Below are 21986 nucleotides of genomic sequence, written 5' to 3' on the forward strand. Positions count from 1 at the left end.
GCCCGCTGCCCCCGATCCCCCCGGAGCATCCGTCCATGACCCCGAACGAGCACGTCGCCGCAGTCTCCGCCGAGACCGCCCGGTTCGTCGCCGCCGTGCGGTCCGCCGACCCGGCCACCCCCGTCCCCGGCTGTCCCGGCTGGACCCTCGCCGACCTCGTCCGCCACACCGGCAGCGTCCAGCGCTGGTTCACCCTCCTGCTGCGCCGGCGCATCCAGGAGCCGCCCACCAGCCGGGAGGTCGACCTGAAGCTCCCCGAGCGGGTCGAGGACTACCCGGCGTGGCTCGCCGAGGCCTGCGCGGAGGCGGGTGCGGCGTTCGCGGAGACCGACCTCGACGCCCCGATGTGGGCGTGGGGCGCCGACCAGCACGCCCGGTTCTGGGTCCGCCGGATGCTCTTCGAGACCCTCGTGCACCGCGCCGACGCCGAACTCGCCCTGGGCCTGAAGCCCGGGATCGACCCGGACCTCGCGGCGGACGGCGTGGCCGAGTTCCTGACCAACCTGCCGTACGCGGCCTTCTTCGCCCCGCGGACGGCCGAGCTGCGCGGCGAGGACCGCACGATCCGCTTCGCCCGCACCGACGGGGACGGCGACTGGCTGGTGCGACTGCGCCCCGACGGCTTCGGCCTGGACTCCGCCGACGCGCCCGCCGGCTCGCCCGCCGACGCCACCGTCTCGGCCACCGCCGCCGAACTGCTGCTCCTCCTCTACGGCCGTCTCGACCGCTCGACGCCCACGGTCACCGTGTCCGGGGACGAAGGCCTGCTGGACCTCTGGTTCGCCAACTCCGCCTTCTAGCAGGGCCGCTGACCACGCCGTTCGACCGGCCGGCGGCGGTGCCCCCGCCGCCGGCCGGTCGAACGGGCCTCCGCGGGCCGTCCGGTGCGGGACACCGCGACGCCGAGCGCCGGCAGGGCGTCGGCGCCCGAGCCCCGCAGCACGGTCCCGCCGCGCTGTCCAGGGAGTGGAATCCCGCCCGCGGTGGCCGAGGCTTGCGGCACCGTGGACGGCATGATCCTTCGACCGGAGACCGACGACCTCGCCGCCTACCTCGGGGCGGACGAGGTGATCGACCACCAGCACCCGGAGCTGCGGCGGCTGGCCGCCGAACTGGCCACCCCGGAGGCGGCGTTCCACCACGTCCGCGACCAGGTGGCCCACTCCGCGGACGCGGGCGCGTACAGCGGGGCGTTCCGCGCCTCCGAGGTGCTGGCCGCGCGCAACGCGATCTGCCACGGCAAGTCCCACCTGCTGGCCGCGCTGCTGCGGGCGCAGGGCCTGCCGACCGGCCTGTGCTACCAGCGGCTGGAGGACGGGGAGGGCGGATTCGTGCTGCACGCCCTCAACGCCGTGCACCTGGACGGCCGCTGGTCCCGGCTGGACGCCCGGGGCAACCGGGAGGGCGTGGACACGCGGTACGACCTGGAGCGGGAGCGGCTGGCCTGGCCGGTCCGGCCGGAGTTCGGCGAGCGCGACTACCCCGGGGTCTTCGCCGCCCCGCCCGCCCCGCTGCTCCGGGCACTCGCCCGGGCGGTGCCCGGCCGGTCCGGCTACGGCCACCTGCCGGCCGAACTCCCCGGCGAACCGGAGCCGGGACCCGTCGGTTCGGGACTCCCTACGCCGTCGCCCGCCGGACCCGGTAGTTCCAGCGCGTGAGCGACCGGACGACGGTCTCGGCGCCGACGGGGTTGGCGCTGTGGACGAAGACCGTTCCGATCCGGAACGGCCGCCCGTCGAAGGCGGCTTCCTCCAGGAGGGTCACCACGGGCAGGATGCTGTCGTCGCCGCCGAGATCGTGGTCGAGCCAGAGTTCGTCGATGAAGCCGTCGCGGTGCGCCTGAAGGAGCCGGACGCCCTCGCGGCTGGTGCGGGCGATCCGCGTGGCCCTGGGGAGCGGCCGGAGGTCGTCGATGCCGAGGATGACGGGCGCCGGTGCGGTGGGGTCCTCATTCACCTGATCATCATCACAGAGCAGCGGCGTCGGGCGTACGCGGAAACCGAAGGCCGGTCGAACGGACCGGACCGGCCCTGGTAGAAAGGGAACTTGAGCGGCAGCTGTCAATCCAGTCGACGCAAGGGCGGAACCGGGGAGTGACGGAATTCGAACTCGGCCACGGGCCCACGAACATCCGCAACGTCGTCACCGACAGTACGGTCCACTACCTGGTGCAGATCGGCGTCCTCAACGGGGAGCTGCACCTCACCGTGCCGCCCCGGGGCGCCGCGCCGGAGACGCCGCTCGGCGTCGCCGAGGAGCGGCTCGCCCGCAGCCTGCTGTACCAGTGGCGGGCCGAGGCCGACGCCTGGGACATGGCCGACCCCGAACCGCTGGCCGTCCGCTGGGTGCACAGCCGCACCGCGCTCGGGCCGGGGACCGAACTCGGCGGGCGCGGCGACCGGGTCGGCACGATGGCGGGGGCCCTGCTGGAGCTCGACCACCGCCGACTGCTGATCCTCGGCGGGGCCGGCGCGGGCAAGACGACCCTCGCCGTGCTGCTCACCCTGGAGTTGCTCGCCCGTCGGCTCACCCGCGGCGAGGACGTCCCGGTGCCCGTCCTGCTCTCGCTGGAGTCCTGGGACGCCGAGCGGGTCAACTTCTACGACTGGCTGATCGGCCGGATCACGGAGGAACACCCCGGTCTGCCGCGGGTGGACGGGCTCCATCCCGCCCGCCGACTGGTGAGCGAACGCCGCCTGCTGCCCGTCCTGGACAGCCTCGACGAGTTGCCCGAGCACCGGCGGACCGCCGTCCTCGGTGCCCTCGGGCGCCAACTGGGCCAGGAGGGCGGGGTGGTGCTGATCTGCCGGACCGAGCCCTACCGGGAGCTGGTGGACACCCAGCGGGACGTGCTCCGGGTGGACTCGGCGATCGAGGCGCTGCCGCTCGACCCCACCGACGTCGCCTCCTACCTGCACCGGGCCCGGCAGCCCTCGCGCGCCGAGGCCTGGGTGCCGCTGCTGGCCGAGCTCCGCTCGGCGCCGGACGGCCCGGTGAGCCGGGCACTGTCGACGCCGCTGATGGTGTGGCTGCTGCGGCGCGGCTACGAGCGGGCGCCGGCCGACCCGGGTGAGCTGGTGGACCGCCGGCGCTTCCCGACCGCCTGGCAGGTGGAGCAGCACCTGCTCGACCGGATCGTGCCCGCCTCGTTCCCGCCGCTGCCGCCGGAGCCCGACCGCCTGCACCCGCCCCGGCGGTGGGAGCCGGACCGGGCGAGGGTCTGGCTGTCCTTCCTCGCCCGGCTGATGAACCGCCAGGAGAGCGCGGAAATGGCCTGGTGGCGGCTGTTCGGCGCGCCGCTGCCGCGGGCGCTGGCGGCACCCGCGCTGATCGCGGCGGGGATCGCCCTGTCGCTGCTGTTCGACCTGGTGCTGGGGGCCGTCCAGGGCTCCGGACACCCCTTCGGCTTCAGCAGTTCGCTCGGCCTCGGCGTGGTCCTCGCGGGTGTGGTCCGGAGGGCCGGGCAGGCGTGGTTCGGGGACGACACCGCCACGCCCCGGCGGCGGGCCAATCCGCTGCGCTTCGCCGGGGCCCTGCGCTCGGCCGGCCGCACCGGGAGGCTGAGCCGGGCCTGGCGGCTCACGGTGGTGGTCGGCGGGCCGCCGGCGATCCTCGCCGTCGGCGTGTTCCAGCTCCTGGCACCGGCGACGGAGGGGCTCGCGCTGGTGGCCTCCCTGCTGCTGTCCACCTATCTGATGATCGCTATGGCGGCCCCCTCGGACACCGTGGACGCCGCGACGCCCGACGCACTGCTGCGGTCGGAGCGGACCTCGGTCCTGGTGACGCTGCTCGTCATCGCGCCGCTGCTCGCCGCGGGGATCGAGCTGATGGACTGGTCCTGGGACAGCCACGAGCGCCACCAGGTGGACTGGGCCCACGCGCTGGCGGCCTGGTGCGGGACCGGCGCGACCTTCCTGCTGCTCAGCCCGTGGAGCCGGTGGCTGCTGGCGCGGTGCTCGCTGGCGCTCGTGGGCCGGCTGCCCTGGCCGCTGATGACCTTCCTGCGGGACGCCCACCGGGCCGGCCTGCTCCAGCGGACCGCCGGGACGTACCGCTTCCGCAACCTGCGGCTCCAGCAGCACCTGGCCGCCAAGGCCGGTGCGGGCGCCGCGGGGATCCCGCCGGCCCGGGTGGCACCGGACGGAGCGGCGGCGGCCGGGGCGACGGGCGGCGCGGCGGCCAGGGCGGCGGGCGGGGCCGGTCCCTCCCCCGGCCCGGTCCTTCCCCCGGCCCCACCGGTCCGCCCGGCCTCGACCTGGCGCGGCCTCACCGTGCGGCGCAGCCCCGGCTCATACCTGCTCAGCGGCCGGATCCGCGGGGTCGTGCTGGCGCACTGGGGCCCGATCGGCGCGCTCCTCGGCCTCCAACTGGTCCGGACCACGGTCGGCGGCACCTGGGACCGGCTGGACTCCTGGAGGCCGATGATCGGACTGCCCGCCCTCGGCCTGCTGATGATGCTGATCAGCCTGCTGCCCCGGCGGCGCGTCGAACTGCACATCACCGACACCTTCGTCGCCGCCCGCTGGGGCCGCCGCCGCTGCCGCTACGAGTGGCGCGACGTGGAGGAGGTGGCCGTCCGCCGGGTGCACGTCCGCGGCCGTGACACCCATGTCCACGGCATCCACGTCCGGCTGCGGCCGGGAGCGCCCGTCCCCCCGGCGCGCTTCCGGGGGCGGGACGGGTGGTACCTGGTGCAGCCGATGACCGTCGTCCGCTCCCCCCTGCCCCCGGACGTCGCGGAGGCACTGGCCGAGCTCTCCGGCGGGCGCTGGCGGCCGTAGGCTTCACCACGCAGGGGGCGGGAGACGGGCCCTTGCCCGTGTCCCCGCCTTCGGGCGATCCGCCATCCACCGAGCTCCGCGAACGGCAGGTACAGGTCGTTGTCCACTTCGTCGTCCAGTCCGTCGTCCAGCCCGTCGTCCACGACAGAGCCGGCAGAGCCGGCCGAAGCCCGCATCGAGGATGCGCACAACGTCCTGGTCGCGCCTGCGACACTGCGCAACGATGACCTGGTCAGAGGATTCTTCGGGTCCACGGTGTCACCGGAGGAGCTCGCCACCGGTTCGCCCGACCTCGCCCGGAAGACCGTCTACCTGTGCGGCGACATATCCGGGATCAGCACCCGTCACCTGCGTGCGGCCGCCCGGGTGTTCGTCGTCCGGGAGCTCTCGCCCGGCTACCCCGAGGACGTCGACCAGCAGCCCTGGCCCCTGGTCGACCTCGGCCGCGTCCCCGTCCGGGTCCACGGCGTCGGCGTGTACTACCGCCGCTTCTTCGGGCTCGACGCCGATCACTTCGGACGGATCCGCGCGGAGCACGAGTTCCAGTCCCTGACGGAGTCCACCAAGCCCGGCGCGGCCCACCGCAGCGGGATCTACCTGACGCCCGTCACACCGCACGAGGACGGTCTGCACTTCCGCCTGCTCCGGTGCTCCACGAACCTCTCGGGGCCGACCGAGAACTTCGGCCCGACCGACACCCGGATCGTCGAGGCCCTGAACCACGAGGCCGCCACCGTCTTCCGGAACCAGGCGCCGCTGAACCACGTCCTCGCGCAGATCTACCACAACACCCTTGCCACGGCCGAGCGCAAGCAGTCCAAGGCCAGGATCTCGTCCCACGCCGACAAGACCAAGGACATGCCCGTCAACGGCATCATGGCCTTCTGCAGCTTCTACGACGGGCTCGACAAGCTCCGGCCCCTGGCCGACGACGCCTTCGACCACGGCGTGAAGGGCACCAGTGGGCTGACCAGACTCCACTTCCGCCGCAAGGAGTCCGCCGGAGACCGGGACGCCACCGCGTTCCCCCCGCAGTTCACCGTGACGCTCTACCCCGGCTCCGTGTTCTTCATGCCGCTGTCCACCAACCGCCTGTACACGCACGAGATCCGGCCCTCAGCCCTGGACGCCGAACTGCTCCCGACCCGGCTGGGATACGTGGTGCGCTGCTCGAACACCGAAGCCGTCCACCGGGACGGCCGGACGTTCCTCCAGGTGGCGGGAGAATCGGTCGAGTTGGCGCCGCCAACACCGGACGGCATGGACGAGCTGCGCAGGCTGTACGCCGAGGAGAACAGGTCCTCGTCCTTCGTCGACTACGGCGACGACTTCCTCTTCAGCATGAACACGGGAGACTACCGTGCCCCTCGGGTCTAGGGTCTCGGACGAGGTCCGCTCCTACGTGCTGCCGACCGAGGCCGACCTCTTCGCGGAACTGTCCGCGTCGACCCGCTGGGAGGACGTGGGCAAGGGCCGGCGAGGCGCCGTGCTCACCAGGCCCGACGAGGCGGGTGGCGTGCCCCTCGTCCGCACGACCACGCGGTACGGCAGCCCGGCGCAGCGCTTCCGGCCGGTGCACGAGCAGCTGGCGCGGCAGGTCCAGGAACGTGCGGCACTGCCGGTCGGCTTCGACAACGCCCTCGTCGAGTGCTACACGAACGCCTACACGACCATGGGCGGCCATTCCGACCAGGCCCTCGATCTGGCCGACGAGTCGTCCATCGCCGTCTTCTCCTGCTACCAGCGGCCCGAGGCGAGCCCGCCGAGGAAGCTGGTCTTCGAGTCCAAGGAGGCCGACGGCGAGAGGTTCGAGATCCCCCTCGCCCACCACGGTGTCGTGGTGTTCTCGGTGGGGACGAACCGGCGGCTCAGGCACAGGATCGTCCTGGACGCGCCCGGCCGGGCGGCGGACAACCTGTGGCTGGGCGTCACCTTCCGCACGTCGAAGACCCTTCTCCGGTTCCACGACGGACACCCGCACCTCCCGCAGGGCGCGCGCCTCGTACGGGCCGACGAGGAGCAGAGCCGCGAGTTCTACCGGCTACGGCGCCGTGAGAACCAGGAGACGGACTTCACCTACCCCGTGCTGACGTACACCGTCAGCGAGAGCGATCTGCTGCCGCCCGTCTGACGCCGCGGCCTCTGATCGCCCGTCCGGGCCCGTTCCCCCCACCGCTCCTCGCCGAAGGCCGGCCCCGGTCCGGTGCCGGGGGCGGGCGCACGGGCGGTCGGTTCCCTGTGCTGTACTACGTGCTCCTCCGCCCGCCCGTGCATCACCTCCGGAGCCACTCCTCGATGAGCGTCACCTGCCCCACCTGCACCTCGACGGACGAGACCGTCGCCGTGCGACAGGCCCTGCTGGACAGCGACCGGCCCCTCGACCCTCCGACGCGGGCCCTGCTGTCGATGCCGCCCGAGCCCGGGGGCACGAGCGGGGTCGCGATCGCCCTCTTCGTCCTGGCCGCCGTCTTCGGCCTGCTGGGACTGAACACGCTGCGCTCGGACGACAGCGGCGGCAGCCCCGACGCCGCGTACCAGGCCGGCTACCACTACGGCGCGTTCGTCCTCGGCGCGGTCCTGCTGGGCATCGGCCTCACCGTCCACGCCAACCACCGACGCCGTCGCGGTGACACGGCCGACCAGTGGCCGCGGAGCTACGACCAGTGGCAGCGGCTCCACCAGGTGTGGCGGGCGAGTTGGCTGTGCCGGCGCTGCCAGGTCGCCTTCCTCCCCGAGGCACCGCCGCGCCCCGACTCCGCCGCCCCGCCCGTGACCGCCCTGGCGCGGTTCCCCGAGTGGACGGTGACCGTCGCACGTCAGGGCGACGGCCCCGGCGTTCCCGCCACGTCGGGCTGACCCACCCCCCAGGTCGGCGTCAGGGGGCGGCTGTCCGGCCGCCGGACACTCCGGCGGCGCGGTCGCACAGCTCGACGAGGGGGCCGAGGAGCCGGCCGCCGTACGCGCGGGCGGTGGCGCAGGGGTCCGTGTCGGCTTCGGCGGCCTGGCCCCCGGGCGGTCGGCCGGCGTCGGGGGCGGGCCGCGGTCGGGGCCCAGCGGCCGGAAGGTGCGGTCGATGCCCCGGGGACGGCACCGGGGTGCGCCCCGCCCGGGGCCCGTCCTCGCCCGGGTCCTCGCCCGGGTCGGCGGCCGCGTCCTCCGGTTCGCCCGCGGGTGCGGCGTCCGGCGCGGGGGCGGGCTCCGCGACCGTCGGCTCCGGCGCGGGCGGCACGGGGCCCGGCGCCGGGGAGGCCGACGGCGCGGAGCGCTGCAGGGCTCCCATCACGGCGGGGGCGACCGGCCGCTCGTCGGGGGCCGGTCGCGGGCCCGTCCCGAGGTAGGCCCGCGGGCCGGCGTCCGCCGCCCCCGTGAGCAGCGCCGTCGCCAGGACGACCGCGACGACGGCGCCGCGCCCGAACGCCCGGACCGGGGACGGGCAGGCGGGCGGGCGACGGGCGGGCGGGACCGCGGAGGGGGCGGCCGCCGCCGACTCCGCCCGGCGCCGGCAGACCTCCGCGTTGCGCGAGGCCGTCCACTGCTCCGACGCCCCGAGGCCCGCCCACGCGGCGGCGGCCGCGGTGAACAGCTCGGCCGCCCGCCATGGGTCCCCGTCGACCGCCGCGACGTACGCCCGGACCTCCTGCGCGCGCAGCGCCTCCGGGTCCCGGGCGCCGCGCTCCAGGGCGACGTGGTGGTGGAGTTCCTCGGCCAGGCGGGCCGCGAGGGCGGTGTCCCCGGCCTCCATGGCACCCCGGATCAGCGCCACCCGGGGGGCGTAGGCCGCCGGGGGCTTTTCGGCGGCCGTCCTTGACGACGTGTCGGCCGGATCGGTCATTGGGCCCCTCGCAGGTGGTCTCCGAACGATGGAACACGTCACGTATACCGGTCGGTGCGGCCCCGTCGCCGGGTCCGGGTCAGCCCATCGGGTGAATCCGTCCCCGCCCGACCGGGGAGGCGGCCCGGCGTTCGGGCCGCTCCCGACGGCCCGGCCGCCGGTCGGCGCACCCGTGGCGCCGCCGTGCCGGAATCGCCGCTTCGAGTGACAGGCCGACGGCGCGGGGCGCAGGCCCGGCAGTGATGAACCGGGCCGCTCCGACCTCCCCGCGCAGGAACCACCAGCCCCGGTCGAGTGGCCCACCCGGTACGTCTTTCGCCCGAACCCCTTGACAGGTATAGACCACTCCGCTTGAGTCTGGGGCAGCCCCGCACCGGCCCGCACCCCGGTCGGCCCGTCCCCCACGACGTGCCCCACCCCGCGGGGCCCGGCTCCCCCTGCCCCGACGTCCCTACCTCCACGACCGTGCGGCCCCACACCGCACAAGGGGTGATCAAGTGTCCACGAAACGCCTGCTCGCACTGCTCTCCGCCGTCGTCACGGCGCTGGCGGTGGTCCTGCTGCTGCCCGCGGCCAACGCCAGCGCCGCCGTCTGCGCCACGCCCTGGAACTCCTCGGCCGTCTACACGGGCGGCGCCGCCGTCTCGTACAACGGCCACAACTGGCTCGCCAAGTGGTGGACCCAGAACGAGCCGCCCAGCACCGGCGGCTCCGGCGTCTGGTCCGACCAGGGCGGCTGCGGCACCGGCCCGACCCCGACCGCCACGCCGACGTCCACCGGCACCCCGAACCCGGGCGGATTCCCGGTCAGCAAGGCCCAGTTCGACCAGATGTTCCCGAACCGGAACCCCTTCTACACCTACCAGGGCCTGATCGACGCCCTCGCCGCCTACCCCGCCTTCGCGGCCACCGGCAGCGACACCGTCCGTAAGCAGGAGGCCGCGGCCTTCCTCGCCAACGTCAACCACGAGACCGGGGCGCTGGTCTACGTGGTCGAGCAGAACACCGCCAACTACCCCCACTACTGCGACGCTTCGCAGCCGTACGGCTGCCCGGCCGGGCAGGCCGCGTACTACGGGCGCGGGCCGATCCAGCTGAGCTGGAACTTCAACTACAAGGCCGCCGGGGACGCCCTCGGCATCGACCTGCTGCACAACCCGAATCTGGTGCAGACCGATCCGGCCGTGGCCTGGAAGACCGCGCTCTGGTACTGGAACACCCAGAACGGGCCGGGCACCATGACCCCGCACAACGCGATCGTCAACGGCTACGGCTTCGGCGAGACCATCCGCAGCATCAACGGCTCGCTGGAGTGCAACGGCCGCAACCCCGCGCAGGTGCAGAGCCGGGTCAACGCCTACCAGCGCTTCACCCAGCTGCTCGGCACCGTACCGGGCGACAACCTGAGCTGCTGAGCACCCGAGGCCCGCGCCCGGCCCCCCGCGGCGGCGCCCACCCGGCCGGGTCGGCCGGGCACGCCACCGCGGAGGGCCGGGGTGCCACGTACGGCGGCCGACTGGGCGGCGCTGTTCGGGGCGCCCGGGTGTCACACCAGCGCCGCGCCGCCGTCGATCGCGAGGGTGGTGCCGGTGACGTAGGCGTTGGACAGGACGAAGAGGTAGGCCGCCGCGGCCTCCTCGGCGGTGCCGACGCGCCGCGTGAGCAGCCCGGCCCCGGCGTCCTGGAGGAAGGCCTCCGGGTCCGGGACGCTGCCGTCCCACAGCTCGGTGCGGATCACTCCGGGCTGGACCACGTTGACGCGCAGCGGGGCGAGTTCGACGGCGAGCGCCCGGGACAGGGCCTCGATGCCGCCGGTGACACCCGCCGTGAGCGCGGTTCCGGACAGCGGGCGGATCGCGAGCACGCCGGAGCTGAAGGTGATCGAGCCGCCGTCGCGCAGCCGCGGTGCCGCGTACTTGGCGGAGAGGAACGCCCCCCAGAACCGGCGCTCGAAGACGGCCCTGGCCTCCCGCGGGGTGGTGTCGGCCAGCGACTTGATCACCAGGGCTTCGCCCGCGGTGTAGACGAGGTGGTCGAACTCGCCCACCTGCTCGAAGAATTCGGCGATGGCGGCGCCGTCGGCGACGTCCAGGCGGCGGCCCTCGGCAAGCTCGCCCAACCGCTTCGTCGCGGCGTCCACCCGGTCCTGGCTGCTGGAGGCGACCACCACGTCCGCGCCGGCCGCCACGGCCTGCCGGGCCACCTCGAAGCCGATGCCGGAGGTGCCACCGATGATCACGATCTTCTTGCCGGCCAGAGACATGGGTCCCGCTCCTTCGTCGCTGCGGTGCCGGGGTTCGGCGACCGCCATGGCACGAACGTACGGCTCCTCGGCGAGACGCTGAATGACTGGAGGTCTCGATTCCCTGTCTCATCGTCTCGCCGGGTCGGCACTAGAGTGGCGCCGTGGACATCCTCAGCGACACACTCGAAGTCCTGCGCACAGGGCGCCCGATGGTGACCCGCACCGACGCGCACGCCCCGTGGGCCCTGAGGTTCCGACCCGTCTCGGGAGCCGGGTTCCACGTGGTCGTGGAAGGGCACTGCCACCTGCTGCCACCGCACGGCGAGCCGCTCGCGCTCGGCCCCGGCGACATCGTGTTCCTGCGGCGCGGCAGCGGACACACCCTGGGCGACGCGCCGGGCCGCGAGCCGGTGGACTTCGTCCCGGAGCGCGTGGACCGTTCCTCGCCGATCGGCCGGGTCACGGTGGACGGGCCGGGGCCGCGCACGGTGCTGGTGTGCGGCGCGTACGCGATCGACGTCGACCGCCCGCATCCGCTGTTCGGCGACCTGCCGGAGGTCCTCCACCTCCCCGCGGTCCCGGGCCGCCACCCGGTGCTGCGCTCGGCGGTCGATCAGCTGTGCGCCGAGTTCCACGCGCCGCAACCGGGTTCGGACGCGGTCGTCACGGCGCTCATCGATCTGCTGCTGCTGTACATCCTCCGGTCCTGGTACGCCGAACTGCCGAGGGAGCGGACCACGGGGTGGACGGCCGCGCTGACCGACCCGGCGGTGGCCCCGGCGCTGAAGGCGATCCACGACGATCCCGGCCACCCCTGGACCGTGGAGTCGCTGGGCACCCGGGCCGGGCTGTCCCGCGCGGCGTTCGCCCGCCGCTTCGCCGCGGTGGTCGGCGAGCCGCCGTTGACGTACCTGACCAACTGGCGGATGGCCACCGCGGCGCGGCTGCTGCACCGATCGCCGGCCCCGGTGGGCACAATCGCGCAGCGCGCGGGGTACACCTCGGAGTTCGCCTTCGCCAAGGCCTTCAAACGGCACTTCGGATCGCCGCCGGGGGCCTACCGGAAGCAGGCGAGGACGGCCGGCGACGAACCCCCCGTACCCGGCTGACATCGCGGCCACGACCGATCGTGAGGGCCGCCGGGGTGCCGGCCGCGGGTACCAGCGGGCTCCGGGAGACGGTCAGGGGTTCGCGCTGCCCCCGGAAGGCCGACCGAACCAGCGGCTCGCGGCCCGCTGGAACGCTTGGCGAGCACCCACGTCCGGCCCGCACGTCCATGGCGTGCGGGGCCGGAACAGCACTGGGCGCTGACGGTCAAGTCGCCGGCACGGACCGGCTCTAGCGTTCCCCGGGGAGGGAATGAGGGCCCTTCCGGGACCGCCCGACGACGTCGACTTCCCCCCGTACCGTCGCGTCGTCGGGCGTCCCTCCGACAGCGTGCGATGAGGCGAGCAGGTGGTGCGTCGATGACCGGGACCGACGGCGGGCAGGTCGGCGAGGCGAGCGGTTCGGCCTGGTCGCCGCTGCGCCGCCGCGTCTTCCGCGACCTCTGGCTGGCCCAGTTCACCTCGAACGTCGGCAGCTGGATGCAGACCGTCGGCGCCCAGTGGCTGCTGGTCGGGCACGGCGCGGCCCAGGTGTCCCTGGTCCAGCTCGCGGCGAGCCTGCCGATGCTCTTCCTCGCCCTGCCCGCCGGGGTCCTCGCGGACCTCGTGGACCGGCGCCGCCTGCTGCTGGTGATGCAGGCCGCCATGGCCCTGGTGGCCACGGCGCTCACCGTGCTGGCGTTCACCGGGCGGCTCGGCTCCTGGACGCTGCTGGCCCTCACCTTCCTCCTGGGCTGCGGGAACGCGCTCAACGGCCCGGCCTGGCAGGCCGTGCAGCCCTCGCTCGTCCCCCGGGCGGAGCTGCGCCAGGCCGCGGCGCTGGGGGCGGTGAACATGAACCTGGCGCGCGCCGTCGGCCCGGCCCTCGGCGGAGCCCTGGTCGCCACCCTCGGGGTCGGCTGGACCTTCGCCGTCAACGCCGCCTCCTTCCTAGCGATCCTGGCCGTGCTGGCGACCTGGCGCCCCGGCGCCGAGGCGGTCGCGCCGCGACCGGGCCAGGAGCGCGAGCACCTGCTCGCGGCCCTGCGCGCCGGCGGCCGGTACGTCCGCAGCGCTCCCCGGATCCGCCGGATCCTGCTGCGCAGCGCCCTGTTCGTGCCCGGCGCCTGCGCCCTGTGGGCACTGCTGCCGATCTCCGCCCAGCAGTCCCTCGGCCTCGGCGCGGCCGGGTACGGCCTGCTGCTCGGCGCCGTGGGAGTCGGGGCGGTCGCGGGAGCGGCAGCGCTGCCGGCGCTCTCGCGTCAGGTCGGCGGCGACGGCGCGCTGGCACTCGCCGGGACCGTCTTCGCGGGCGCGCTGGTGGCGCTGGCCGTCGGCCCGAGCGTGCCGGTCGCCCTCCTGGCCCTGGTGGCGGCGGGAGCGGCGTGGATCACGGCGCTGTCCACCCTGAACGCGGCGCTGCAGGTCGCCCTGCCGGCCTGGGCACGGGCCCGGGGCTCGGCCTTCTACCTGCTGGTCTTCCAGGGCGGAAACGCGCTCGGCTCGCTGGTCTGGGGGCAGGTCGCCCAACACGCCGGCGTGTCCGTGGCGATGGCCCTGGCGGCGGCGGTCCTCCTCGGCGGGGTGCTGTCGCTACGACGGCTGCCGCTGCTCGGCGGCCGCGCCGACCCGACGCTCTCCGAGGCCTGGCCCGAACCCCGACTGGCCGTCGAACCGGCGCCGCGGGACGGGCCGGTCCTGGTCACCGTGACCTACCTGGTCCGGGAGGAGAAGGCGCCGGCGTTCGTCGCGGCGATGCGGAAGGTGGAGTCCTCCCGGCGCCGGACCGGCGCCGTCACCTGGGGCCTGTACCGGGACACCGCCCGACCGGAGCGGTACGTCGAGACGTTCACCGTGACGTCCTGGTCGGAGCACTGCGCCCAGCACCACGGGCGCTACACCGGCACCGACCACGCCTTCGAGACCGACGCCCGCACGCTGCTCACCCGGGACCCGACCGTCACCCACGCCATGACGGTGCACCACTGACGCACCGCGAGGAGCGGCCCGCCGGTGACGGCCGGCGCGGCCGCCCTCCCTTCCCTCCGAGACCACGCAGGCTACTGGTCGGGGGGACGGCGGCGGAAGGGCTAGATGAAGATGATTATCAACGCTACTCTGTCCCCGCTCGCCGCATGACGGTGAGCAGACAGGTTCTCGTCGCCGATCCGCGACGAGTGGGCTGAGGGGCGGTCACCTTGGTGGAGACGAGTCTCGGCAGCGCCCGGCACCTCCAGGTGGCACCGGCGGATACCCCGCCGCGCCGGAGGAGCGCGCTGCTGATCGGGGCGGTGGTCGCCGTCGTGGCGGCCGTCGCCCTGGCGGAGGTGTGGGACACGGGCGGGGTGCGGACCTGGCGGACGGTCATGGTCGCCATCGTCGTGCAGGGCGTGCCGTTCCTGGTGCTGGGCACGGTGGTCTCGGCGGCGATCGGGGCGTTCGTCCCCGACCGGGTGTTCACCCGGGTGCTGCCGAGGAACCCGGCCCTCGCCGTACCGGTGGCCGGGGTCGCCGGGGCCGTGCTGCCGGGGTGCGAGTGCGCGTCCGTGCCGGTGGCCGGCAGTCTGATGAAGCGCGGGGTGGCGCCGGCGGCCGCGCTGGCGTTCCTGCTCTCCGCGCCGGCCGTCAACCCGGTGGTACTGGTCGCCACCGCGATCGCCTTCCCCGGCGAGCCGGAGATGGTGCTGGCCCGCCTGCTGGCCTCGCTGCTCACGGCGGTCGTGATGGGCTGGCTCTGGGCGGCCTTCGGGCGGCCGGAGTGGCTGCGGCTGCCCAAGGGCCCGGCCGGTCACGGCGAGGGCGGCGCGCGCAATCCGCTGGAGGAGTTCCGGCGCGGCCTGCAGCACGACTTCCTGCAGGCCGGCGGCTTCCTGGTGGTCGGCGCGGCGGCCGCCGCCACGTTCAACGTGCTCGTCCCGCCGTCGGTGCTGCGGGTCTTCGACGACTCGCCCTGGCTGGGCGTTCCGGTGCTCGCCCTCCTCGCCGTGATCCTGGCGGTCTGCTCGGAGGCGGACGCCTTCGTCGCCGCGTCGCTCACCGGCTTCTCCCCCGTCGCCCGGCTCGCCTTCATGGTCGTCGGCCCGATGGTCGACCTCAAGCTCATCGCCCTCCAGTCGGGCGCCTTCGGCCGCGCGTTCGCGCTGCGGTTCTCCACCGCCACCTTCGTGGTCGCCGTCCTCGCCAGCATCGTGATCGGAGGGGCCCTGTGAAAGCCACCGTTCGGGACCTCGCGCCGTGTCTGCTCGTCGCGCTGGTCGGCGCGGCCCTGCTGCGCATCACCGTCGGCAGCGACGTGTTCCTGCAGTACGTCAAGGAGGGCCTGCGGATCCCGCTGATCGCCTCCGGGACGGTGCTGCTCGGGCTGGGAGCCGCCGGTGTGGTGCGCCGGGTGACCGCCCGTCGGCAGGAGCCGGTGATGCGGTTCGGCCGGGACGCCGAGGGCAACGCGGTCTGGCACCGGCCCACCGAGGACGACGGACACCCGGACGGCCACGGGCACGACCACGGCGGCCACGGTCACGGACTGCGCGTGGCCTGGCTGCTGGCCGTACCCGCCGTGCTGCTGCTCTTCCTCGCCCCGCCCCCGCTCGGCTCGTTCACCGCTGCCCGGGACGGCTCGGACGCCGTCGTGGAGCCGGCGACGTACGCCGGGCTGGCGGCGCCGCCCACGGCTCCGGGCGCGGCTCCGGGCGCGGCCGGCGCGGGTGCGGGCGTCCGCGTCGACGTGGTCACCCCGATGTCGCTGACCGAGTTCATCGGCCGCAGCCGCGACCCGCAGAAGAGCCTGGAGGGACGCAGGGTCCGCCTCACCGGCTTCGCCTCCCCCGGAGCGAATCCCGGCGAGTGGTACCTCAACCGGCTGGTCGTCGGCTGCTGCGCGGCGGACGCCCGCCGACTGCGCGTCCTCGTCCACGGCACCGGCCCCGCCCCGGCCGCCGACAGCTGGGTCGACCTCACCGGGACCTGGCGTCCCGCTCCCGACGCGTCCGCCACCGCCGCACCGCGGATCGACGTGTCCGAGCAGCACGCCGTCCCCAAACCCCGCGCCCCGTACCGGGACCTGCCGCCCTCGGACGGCTGACGCGGCACACCGCGCACGCGCCGTCGTGCCCTTCCGCCGCGAGGAGCCGCAGTTCTCGCACTGCGGCTCCTCGTGGTCTCACGGCTTCAGCAGCCCCCGCTCGTAGGCCCTGACCAGGTTGCGCGGCACCAGGTGCTCGCGGCCCTCCACGGCGATCGGGACGAGCTGCGGGGCCGCGGCCTTCCACTGCGACCGGCGGTGGCGGGTGTTGCTGCGGGAGGTCTTCCGCTTGGGTACGGCCATGGGAACGGCTCCTATCGGGTGGTCGAGGTGTAGGGCAGCAGGGCCATCTCGCGGGCGTTCTTGACCGCCCGGGCCATCGCCCGCTGCTGCCGCACGGTGAGCCGGGTGACCCGGCGGCCGCGGATCTTGCCGCGGTCGGAGACGAACCTGCGCAGCAGGTCCGTGTCCTTGTAGTCGACGGAGGTGATGCCCGCCTCGACGAGCGGGTTCGGGCGCGGCCGGGTCGGGCGTCCGCCGACGGGTCGCTTGGCCATCTCGGTTCCTCTCTCTGGTCAGGACACGGGTTCGAGCAGGTCCTCGAAGGCGTCGGGCAGGTCCTTCCATCCCCGCTCCCCCGCCATCAGTTCGGCGTCGGTGAGCAGGCAGGAGTCGAGCAGGTCGGTGATCCCGTCGACGTCCAGGCCCTCGGCGATGAAGACGAGTTGCTGGACGCGGTCGCCGTGCGCGGGATGCCAGTCGAGGGCCGCGGCGGCCCTGCGGGCGGGCGGGTAGAACTCCCAGGCGGCGTCGGGGAGCCCGGCCAGCCACGGGCCGCACTCCTCGACGGCGAGGTTCGCGCCGGCGGCGTCCCAGGCCAGCATCGTCCCGGGCCGGTTGGCCAGCCAGAACCGTCCGCGGCTGCGCTGGGCGGCCGGGACGAGCAGTTCCAGCGCCTCGTGGAACCGGCCGGGGTGCAGCGGGCGGCGGCGCTCCCAGACCATGGTCGCCACGCCCGCGTCGTCGGCCTGCTGCGGCAGCAGGGCGAGCGCCGGGTTCACCCGGTCGCGGGCGGCCGCCACGTCGAAGCCGCCGAGCGCGGCACGCAGCAGTTCACCGGTGCCGAGCAGCACCCGCCGGGCGGTCGGGTGCAGCTGGCGCAGCATCGCGAGGCCGGTCTCACCGCCTCGGGCGACCGCGATGGTCGTGGCGTACTCGATCTGGTGGGCGATCGCCTCGGCCCGGGTGCGGGTGTCGTCCGGCGACGTGTGCTCGCCGTGCTCGGCCAGGTCGTCGGGGACGGACAGTTCGCCGAGCAACCGGTCCGGGTCGACCGCGACCACGGTGCCGGCCAGTTCGAGGAACTCCTCCGCCGCCCGGCCGTCCACCTCGCCGCCGGCCAGCACCTCGGCCGCCGGGTGCGGGTCGCTGCCGCCCCACAGCTCCACGACGGCCAGCCCGTGCTGCCCGTCCTCGGCCAGGCGCAGCAGCTCGGGCAGCAGGTCCTCGCGCAGGGCGCAGCAGGCGCAGTCGTTGCTCAGCGGGACGTCCGCCGTCGCGATGGTGCCGGAGGCGTCGCGGAGTTCACGACGGACCGTACGGCGAGAGGCGTCGCGCAGGTCGTGGTGGAGGACGACGCCGTTGACGCTGCCGTCCAGCAGCTCCTGGACCGCGCGGCGGCGTTCCGCGCGGTGCAGGCCAGCCACGACCACGACGGGGAGCCTGAGGTGTTCGGGCACCGCGCTCACCAGCTCGACTTGCGCACGCCCGGCAGCTGTCCGGCGTGGGCCAGGGTGCGCAGGTTGATCCGGGAGAGGCCGAAGGCGCGCTGGTAGCCGCGCGGACGGCCGTCGACGCCGTCGCGGTTGCGGACGCGGGTGGCGCTCGCGTCGCGGGGCTGGCGGGCCAGCTCGCGCTGCGCGGCCGCCCGCTCCTCGGCGGTGCTCGCCGGGTGGGCGATGGTGCGCTTCAGCTCGGCGCGGCGCTCGGCGTACCGGGCGACGGTCGCGCGCCGCTGCTCGTTCTTGGCGATCTTGCTCTGTTTGGCCATCAGACCTTCTCCCCCCGGGCTCGGACGCGGGCGACGGCGGCCTCGACGCCGATGGCGTCGACGGTCTTCAGGCCCTTGGCGCTGAGGGTGAGGCGGACGTACCGGCCCTCGCTGGGCAGCCAGTAGCGCTTGCGCTGGATGTTGGGGTCGAAGCGGCGGCGGGTTCGCCGGTGCGAGTGGGAGATCGCGTTGCCGAATGACGGCTTGCGGCCGGTCAGTTGGCAGTGTGCGGACATGGTGACGACTCCGTTGCTCATCGTGCGGGCAGGCAGGGGACCACACCCCGGGACGGGCGTGCCGCCCCCTGGATGCCTTCCCACCCTACGCCAGATGAAAACGAATTTCATTTCGCTATAGTGGGACCACACACCGACGAAGGGGACATCCATGGCCCGCAACGAACTGCGCCCGATCATCAAGCTCCGCTCCACCGCCGGCACCGGCTACACGTACGTCACCCGCAAGAACCGCCGGAACGACCCAGACCGCCTCGTCCTGCGCAAGTACGACCCCGTCGCCAGGCGGCACGTCGACTTCCGCGAAGAGCGCTGACCACCCCCGCACCACCAGGAGGACCACTGCCATGAAGCCCGGAATCCACCCCGAGTACCGCCCCGTCGTCTTCCGCGACAAGGTCGGCGGCCTCGCCTTCCTCACCCGCTCCACCGCCACCGGCACCAGCACCGTCGACTGGGAGGACGGCAACACCTACCCCGTCATCGACGTCGAGATCTCCTCCGCCAGCCACCCCTTCTACACCGGCCAGACCCGCGTCCTGGACACCCAGGGCCGCGTCGAACGCTTCCACCGCCGCTACGGCACGGCTCAGGGCTGATCCGACGGCCCACCGCGGCAGGCGGCCGCCGCCGACCGACCACCTCCTCGGCCCCGCCGCCCGGACGAACCGGGAGGGCCTGCCCCCGCTGGGCAGGCCCTCCCGGGCGCTCCGTCGGTCACCGGGCAGCCGTGCACCGCCGCCTCGCACCCGCGCTCGCACCCTGGCGGCGCCTGGGCCGGATCCCGGCCCCGGCCGGCACGTTCGGGCTCGGCACGCCGGGACGGCCGGCTGCCGGAGCGGGGGCGCGGCCCACTACAGCGCGGCGAGCTGGTCCGCGAGGTCGTCGAGGCCGAGCGAGCCCTGGGCGAGGGCCTTCATGTGCCACGCCCTCAGGTCGAACGCGGCGCCCTGGCGGCGGCGGGCGGCCTCACGCCCCGCCAGCCAGGCGCGCTCGCCGAGCTTGTAGCCGATGGCCTGGGCGGGCCAGCCGAGGTAGCGGACGATCTCGCTGTCCCGCAGTTCCGCCGGACTGCCGTTGTACGTGGCCATGAACTCCGTGGCGAGTTCCGGTGTCCAGCGCTCGCCGGGGTGGAACTCCGCGTCGGCGGGAACGGCCAGGCCCAGGTGCATACCGATGTCGATGATCACCCGGATGGTGCGCAGCATCTGCTCGTCGAGGAAGCCGAGGCGGTGGGCCGGGTCGTCGAGGAAGCCGAGTTCGTCCATCAGGCGTTCGGCGTACAGTGCCCAGCCCTCGACGTTGGCGCTGACCTTGCCCAGGGTGGTCTGGTAGCGGCTGAGCCGGTCGGCGACGGCGACCCACTGGGCGAGCTGCAGGTGGTGGCCGGGGACGCCCTCGTGGTACCAGATGCTGACGAGCTGCCAGGTGGGGAAGGTCTGCCGCCCAAGGGTGGGGAAGTAGGTGCGGCCGGGGCGGCTGAAGTCCAGGCTGGGGGCGGAGTAGTACGGCGAGGCGGCGCTGCCCGCCGGGGCGATCCGGGACTCCACCCGGCGCAGCGGGCCGGAGATGTCGAAGTGGGTGCCGTGGAGAGCGGTGATCGCCCCGTCCATGAGCTGCTGCAGCCAGTCGCGGACCGCCTCCTCGCCCTCGACGGCGGGGCCGTGCTTCTCCAGGTGGTGCATGGCCTCCAGGACTCCGGCCCCGGGCAGCACCCGGTCGGCCTCGGTGCGCATCTCGGCCGCGGTGCGGCGGAACTCATCCCAGGCCCAGGCGTAGGCCTCGTCCAGGTCGACGTCGGCGCCGGTGTGGTGGCGTACGGCGATCCGGTACCGCTCCCGGCCGACGGCGTCCGGGGTTCCGGTGGTGGCGGGGGCGTAGGTGTCGCGCAGCCAGTCGCGGAACGCGGCGACGGCGGCGGTGGCCCGGAGGGCGGCGGCGTCCAGTTCGCCGCGCAGCCGCTCGGGTCCGGGGGCGACGAACTCGGCGAACCAGCCCGCGCCGCCGGCGCCTCCGCCGGTCCAGGCGGTGAGCTGGTCGGCGACGGCGGCCGCCTGGCGGGGCGCGGCGAGCAGGCGCCGGTCCATCCCCTCGGTGAGGGTCGCGCGGTATCCGTCGAGCGCGGCGGGCAGGTTGCGCATCCGGCCGGCCACCGCGGCCCAGTCGTCGTCGGTGGCGGTCGGCATGTAGGTGAAGATGTCGCGTACCTGGTGGACGTGCGCGCCGATGTTGCGCAGTTGGCGGAAGTGCTCGCCGGAGTCGTGCACCGCCAGTTCGGCGGTCAGGCGCTCACGGAGCAGCCGGGCGCAGGCGAGGTCGGCGGGGCCCGCCGGGGCGGGCAGCGCGGCGAGCGAGGTGAGCGTGCCCCGGGCCAGGCCGGCGAGTGCCTCGAACCCCTCCGGCGAGAGGTCCGGCTGCCGCTCGTCCCCCGGGTTCAGGCCCAACCAGGCGGCGACCAGCGGAACGTGCGCCGCCACCTGTTCGAGGTGGCGGTCGGCGATGGTGCGCGCGGTGATCGTTTCGTTTGCCATGCCGTCATCCTGATCCATCGACAGCACCGCACGACAGTCGGCCGGCCTCACAGCCGGGCGGGCCCTCGGCGGACCGCCTCAGGACGGATCGGCCACGCTCACCAGCCGTGCCCCGTCCGGCCGGGTTCGAAGCACGGATACCCCGGCAACGGGTCCACGCGCCATCCGTCGGCGACGTCCCGCGACAGCCGGCGCACCGCCTCCGCGAAGGCGGGGAGACCGGCCAGTCGCGCGGCCTCCTTCCAGCGGTGCCCGAGCACCTGACGCCGGGTCGGCACCGGCCGCCGGGTGCGGTGCATCGGGCCGTCCTCGGCGGCGCGCGGGAGCAGGCGTACGGTCGCGTCCACCGTCCACACGGCGACGGCCTGCCGCATGCCGTCCTCCCACACCGCGTCGTCGGCCAACGCCGGGTACACCGGTACGACTTCGGCCCGGTACGCCGCCTCGATCCGCGGGGCGAGCCCGGCAGGGAGGGCGAAGACGCACCAGCAGGTGGAGAACGGCATCCGGCAGTACGCCGCGGTCAGGAACACCGACTGGTAGCAGGCGGCCTCGAAGTCGATCAGGCGCAGCCCCTGCGGGGTCAGCAGGTTGTTGTCCGGGCAGGTGTCCCCCGGTGTGAACGCCGGGTACTCCTCCCCGCCCGCCGTCCCGATCCGCGCGAGCTCCTCGGCCAGCCCGTCCGGCACCGCGACGCCGGCCTCCTCCAGGACGCCGGGGAAGGCGGTCGCGTTGCGCGCGGTCCACGGCTCGTCCGCCCAGGTCGGCATCCCCCTGTCGTACCGCGCCCACAGCCGGGCGAGGTCGGCCTGCCGGTCCACCGAGCGGGCGGCCAGCCGTCCCAGCCCGGCCGCCCAGGTCAGCAGTCCCTCCTCCGCGGCCGCCGGATCGTCGCCCAGCAGCAGGTCCGCCAGGGTGGGGGCGCCCCCGAAGTCCTCCAGCACCACCAGCGGCGCCTCCGGGTCCACCCCGAGCAGCGGCGGGCCGGCCAGCCCGAGCGCGAGCCCGGCCGCCTCCGCCGTGAAGCCGCGCAGCGCGTCCGGGCCGCCGGTGTAGGCCTTGACGACGACGCTCCGCCCGTCGCCCGTCCGGCAGCGCAGCACGGTGGTGCGGCTGCTCCCGCCCAGGTCGACGGCGTCGTGCAGCGGGGTGGTCAGCAGCCTCTCGGCGGCGCGCAGGATCTCGTTCACCCGCGCATCCTGCCA

General features: G+C 74.6%; 23 protein-coding genes. 13 read left to right on the plus strand and 10 right to left on the minus strand.

Annotated elements, in window-relative coordinates; genetic code table 11:
- Positions 1 to 35 precede the first annotated feature (35 nt).
- Together ACZ5GH_RS38925 and ACZ5GH_RS38930 are read left to right on the plus strand one after the other, a co-directional pair.
- Complete coding sequence (locus ACZ5GH_RS38925; protein ID WP_387756188.1) at positions 36 to 800, plus strand: maleylpyruvate isomerase family mycothiol-dependent enzyme; 765 nt, start codon at positions 36 to 38, stop codon at positions 798 to 800.
- Positions 801 to 1013: 213 nt separating this feature from the next.
- Entirely contained in the window at positions 1014 to 1658 is a 645-nt protein-coding gene (locus tag ACZ5GH_RS38930; RefSeq protein ID WP_464337004.1) for a transglutaminase-like domain-containing protein, read from the plus strand.
- Here the strand turns inward: ACZ5GH_RS38930 and ACZ5GH_RS38935 are convergent.
- Complete coding sequence (locus ACZ5GH_RS38935; RefSeq protein WP_464337005.1) at positions 1618 to 1956, minus strand: cyclic-phosphate processing receiver domain-containing protein; 339 nt, start codon at positions 1954 to 1956, stop codon at positions 1618 to 1620. The genes ACZ5GH_RS38930 and ACZ5GH_RS38935 overlap by 41 nt on opposite strands.
- A 137-nt stretch (positions 1957 to 2093) precedes the next feature.
- Here ACZ5GH_RS38935 and ACZ5GH_RS38940 point away from each other — a divergent pair, with 137 nt between their 5' ends.
- From ACZ5GH_RS38940 to ACZ5GH_RS38955, 4 genes are all read left to right on the plus strand, one after another.
- Positions 2094 to 4781: an NACHT domain-containing protein gene (locus ACZ5GH_RS38940; RefSeq protein ID WP_464337006.1), complete on the plus strand. Its 2688-nt coding sequence runs from the start codon at positions 2094 to 2096 to the stop codon at positions 4779 to 4781.
- Positions 4782 to 4955: 174 nt separating this feature from the next.
- Positions 4956 to 6158: a hypothetical protein gene (locus tag ACZ5GH_RS38945; RefSeq protein WP_464337024.1), complete on the plus strand. Its 1203-nt coding sequence runs from the start codon at positions 4956 to 4958 to the stop codon at positions 6156 to 6158.
- Positions 6142 to 6912, plus strand: a complete 771-nt coding sequence (locus tag ACZ5GH_RS38950; protein WP_464337007.1) for an alpha-ketoglutarate-dependent dioxygenase AlkB family protein — start codon at positions 6142 to 6144, stop codon at positions 6910 to 6912. Before ACZ5GH_RS38945 ends, ACZ5GH_RS38950 begins: the two co-directional genes overlap by 17 nt.
- A 164-nt stretch (positions 6913 to 7076) precedes the next feature.
- A complete protein-coding gene (locus tag ACZ5GH_RS38955; protein ID WP_464337008.1) occupies positions 7077 to 7637 on the plus strand; it encodes a hypothetical protein in 561 nt (186 codons plus the stop codon).
- A 19-nt stretch (positions 7638 to 7656) separates the two neighbouring features.
- Here the strand turns inward: ACZ5GH_RS38955 and ACZ5GH_RS38960 are convergent, their stop codons facing one another.
- Positions 7657 to 8613, minus strand: coding sequence for a hypothetical protein (locus ACZ5GH_RS38960; protein ID WP_464337009.1), 957 nt, complete (start codon positions 8611 to 8613; stop codon positions 7657 to 7659).
- 497 nt (positions 8614 to 9110) lie between these two features.
- On the opposite strand from ACZ5GH_RS38960, the gene ACZ5GH_RS38965 reads away from it, so the two are divergent.
- Positions 9111 to 10028: a glycoside hydrolase family 19 protein gene (locus tag ACZ5GH_RS38965; protein ID WP_464337010.1), complete on the plus strand. Its 918-nt coding sequence runs from the start codon at positions 9111 to 9113 to the stop codon at positions 10026 to 10028.
- Positions 10029 to 10159: 131 nt separating this feature from the next.
- On the opposite strand, the gene ACZ5GH_RS38970 is transcribed toward ACZ5GH_RS38965, so the two are convergent.
- On the minus strand, positions 10160 to 10876 hold the full coding sequence (locus ACZ5GH_RS38970; protein ID WP_464337011.1) for an SDR family oxidoreductase: 717 nt from the start codon (positions 10874 to 10876) through the stop codon (positions 10160 to 10162).
- Between the two features lie 143 nt (positions 10877 to 11019).
- On the opposite strand from ACZ5GH_RS38970, the gene ACZ5GH_RS38975 reads away from it, so the two are divergent.
- From ACZ5GH_RS38975 to ACZ5GH_RS38990, 4 genes are all read left to right on the plus strand, one after another.
- Entirely contained in the window at positions 11020 to 11967 is a 948-nt protein-coding gene (locus ACZ5GH_RS38975) for an AraC family transcriptional regulator (RefSeq protein ID WP_387756208.1), read from the plus strand.
- A 357-nt stretch (positions 11968 to 12324) separates the two neighbouring features.
- On the plus strand, positions 12325 to 13932 hold the full coding sequence (locus ACZ5GH_RS38980) for an MFS transporter (RefSeq protein ID WP_464337012.1): 1608 nt from the start codon (positions 12325 to 12327) through the stop codon (positions 13930 to 13932).
- Between the two features lie 248 nt (positions 13933 to 14180).
- Positions 14181 to 15152 (plus strand): permease, encoded by a 972-nt coding sequence (locus ACZ5GH_RS38985; protein ID WP_387756605.1) that lies wholly within the window; start codon positions 14181 to 14183, stop codon positions 15150 to 15152.
- Positions 15149 to 16024 (plus strand): TIGR03943 family putative permease subunit, encoded by an 876-nt coding sequence (locus tag ACZ5GH_RS38990; protein WP_387756212.1) that lies wholly within the window; start codon positions 15149 to 15151, stop codon positions 16022 to 16024. The genes ACZ5GH_RS38985 and ACZ5GH_RS38990 overlap by 4 nt, the downstream gene beginning before the upstream one ends.
- A gap of 78 nt (positions 16025 to 16102) precedes the next feature.
- Here the strand turns inward: ACZ5GH_RS38990 and rpmF are convergent, their stop codons facing one another.
- The 5 genes from rpmF to rpmB are packed head-to-tail and all read right to left on the minus strand — an operon-like array spanning position 16103 to position 18250.
- Positions 16103 to 16267 carry a 50S ribosomal protein L32 gene (gene rpmF / locus ACZ5GH_RS38995; protein WP_387756214.1) on the minus strand — a complete coding sequence of 55 codons (165 nt, stop codon included), beginning with the start codon at positions 16265 to 16267 and terminating at the stop codon, positions 16103 to 16105.
- Between the two features lie 11 nt (positions 16268 to 16278).
- Entirely contained in the window at positions 16279 to 16521 is a 243-nt protein-coding gene (rpsR, locus tag ACZ5GH_RS39000) for a 30S ribosomal protein S18 (RefSeq protein ID WP_387756216.1), read from the minus strand.
- Positions 16522 to 16539: 18 nt separating this feature from the next.
- Entirely contained in the window at positions 16540 to 17676 is a 1137-nt protein-coding gene (locus tag ACZ5GH_RS39005; protein WP_464337013.1) for a CobW family GTP-binding protein, read from the minus strand.
- A 32-nt stretch (positions 17677 to 17708) separates the two neighbouring features.
- On the minus strand, positions 17709 to 18014 hold the full coding sequence (gene rpsN, locus ACZ5GH_RS39010) for a 30S ribosomal protein S14 (protein WP_387756220.1): 306 nt from the start codon (positions 18012 to 18014) through the stop codon (positions 17709 to 17711).
- Complete coding sequence (gene rpmB / locus ACZ5GH_RS39015; protein WP_387756222.1) at positions 18014 to 18250, minus strand: 50S ribosomal protein L28; 237 nt, start codon at positions 18248 to 18250, stop codon at positions 18014 to 18016. The genes rpsN and rpmB overlap by 1 nt, the downstream gene beginning before the upstream one ends.
- Positions 18251 to 18401: 151 nt before the next feature.
- On the opposite strand from rpmB, the gene rpmG reads away from it, so the two are divergent.
- Together rpmG and ACZ5GH_RS39025 are read left to right on the plus strand one after the other, a co-directional pair.
- Positions 18402 to 18566: a 50S ribosomal protein L33 gene (gene rpmG / locus ACZ5GH_RS39020; protein ID WP_350741047.1), complete on the plus strand. Its 165-nt coding sequence runs from the start codon at positions 18402 to 18404 to the stop codon at positions 18564 to 18566.
- A gap of 31 nt (positions 18567 to 18597) precedes the next feature.
- Positions 18598 to 18849 carry a type B 50S ribosomal protein L31 gene (locus ACZ5GH_RS39025; protein WP_387756225.1) on the plus strand — a complete coding sequence of 84 codons (252 nt, stop codon included), beginning with the start codon at positions 18598 to 18600 and terminating at the stop codon, positions 18847 to 18849.
- 255 nt (positions 18850 to 19104) lie between these two features.
- Here the strand turns inward: ACZ5GH_RS39025 and ACZ5GH_RS39030 are convergent, their stop codons facing one another.
- Positions 19105 to 20781, minus strand: a complete 1677-nt coding sequence (locus ACZ5GH_RS39030) for a DUF885 domain-containing protein (RefSeq protein ID WP_464337014.1) — start codon at positions 20779 to 20781, stop codon at positions 19105 to 19107.
- Positions 20782 to 20879: 98 nt separating this feature from the next.
- Positions 20880 to 21971, minus strand: coding sequence for a hypothetical protein (locus ACZ5GH_RS39035; protein ID WP_464337015.1), 1092 nt, complete (start codon positions 21969 to 21971; stop codon positions 20880 to 20882).
- Positions 21972 to 21986 lie beyond the last annotated feature (15 nt).

The sequence above is a fragment of the Kitasatospora sp. Xyl93 genome, assembly GCF_055383135.1.

Bases quoted from the DNA above. Each gene is read 5' to 3' on its own strand.
- ACZ5GH_RS38925 (WP_387756188.1), top strand. From the start codon at position 36: ATGACCCCGAACGAGCACGTCGCCGCAGTCTCCGCCGAGACCGCCCGG.
- ACZ5GH_RS38930 (WP_464337004.1), top strand. From the start codon at position 1,014: ATGATCCTTCGACCGGAGACCGACGACCTCGCCGCCTACCTCGGGGCG.
- ACZ5GH_RS38955 (WP_464337008.1), top strand. From the start codon at position 7,077: ATGAGCGTCACCTGCCCCACCTGCACCTCGACGGACGAGACCGTCGCC.
- ACZ5GH_RS38960 (WP_464337009.1), bottom strand. From the start codon at position 8,613: ATGACCGATCCGGCCGACACGTCGTCAAGGACGGCCGCCGAAAAGCCC.
- ACZ5GH_RS38970 (WP_464337011.1), bottom strand. From the start codon at position 10,876: ATGTCTCTGGCCGGCAAGAAGATCGTGATCATCGGTGGCACCTCCGGC.
- ACZ5GH_RS38980 (WP_464337012.1), top strand. From the start codon at position 12,325: ATGACCGGGACCGACGGCGGGCAGGTCGGCGAGGCGAGCGGTTCGGCC.
- rpmF (WP_387756214.1), bottom strand. From the start codon at position 16,267: ATGGCCGTACCCAAGCGGAAGACCTCCCGCAGCAACACCCGCCACCGC.
- rpsR (WP_387756216.1), bottom strand. From the start codon at position 16,521: ATGGCCAAGCGACCCGTCGGCGGACGCCCGACCCGGCCGCGCCCGAAC.
- rpsN (WP_387756220.1), bottom strand. From the start codon at position 18,014: ATGGCCAAACAGAGCAAGATCGCCAAGAACGAGCAGCGGCGCGCGACC.
- rpmB (WP_387756222.1), bottom strand. From the start codon at position 18,250: ATGTCCGCACACTGCCAACTGACCGGCCGCAAGCCGTCATTCGGCAAC.
- rpmG (WP_350741047.1), top strand. From the start codon at position 18,402: ATGGCCCGCAACGAACTGCGCCCGATCATCAAGCTCCGCTCCACCGCC.
- ACZ5GH_RS39025 (WP_387756225.1), top strand. From the start codon at position 18,598: ATGAAGCCCGGAATCCACCCCGAGTACCGCCCCGTCGTCTTCCGCGAC.
- ACZ5GH_RS39030 (WP_464337014.1), bottom strand. From the start codon at position 20,781: ATGGCAAACGAAACGATCACCGCGCGCACCATCGCCGACCGCCACCTC.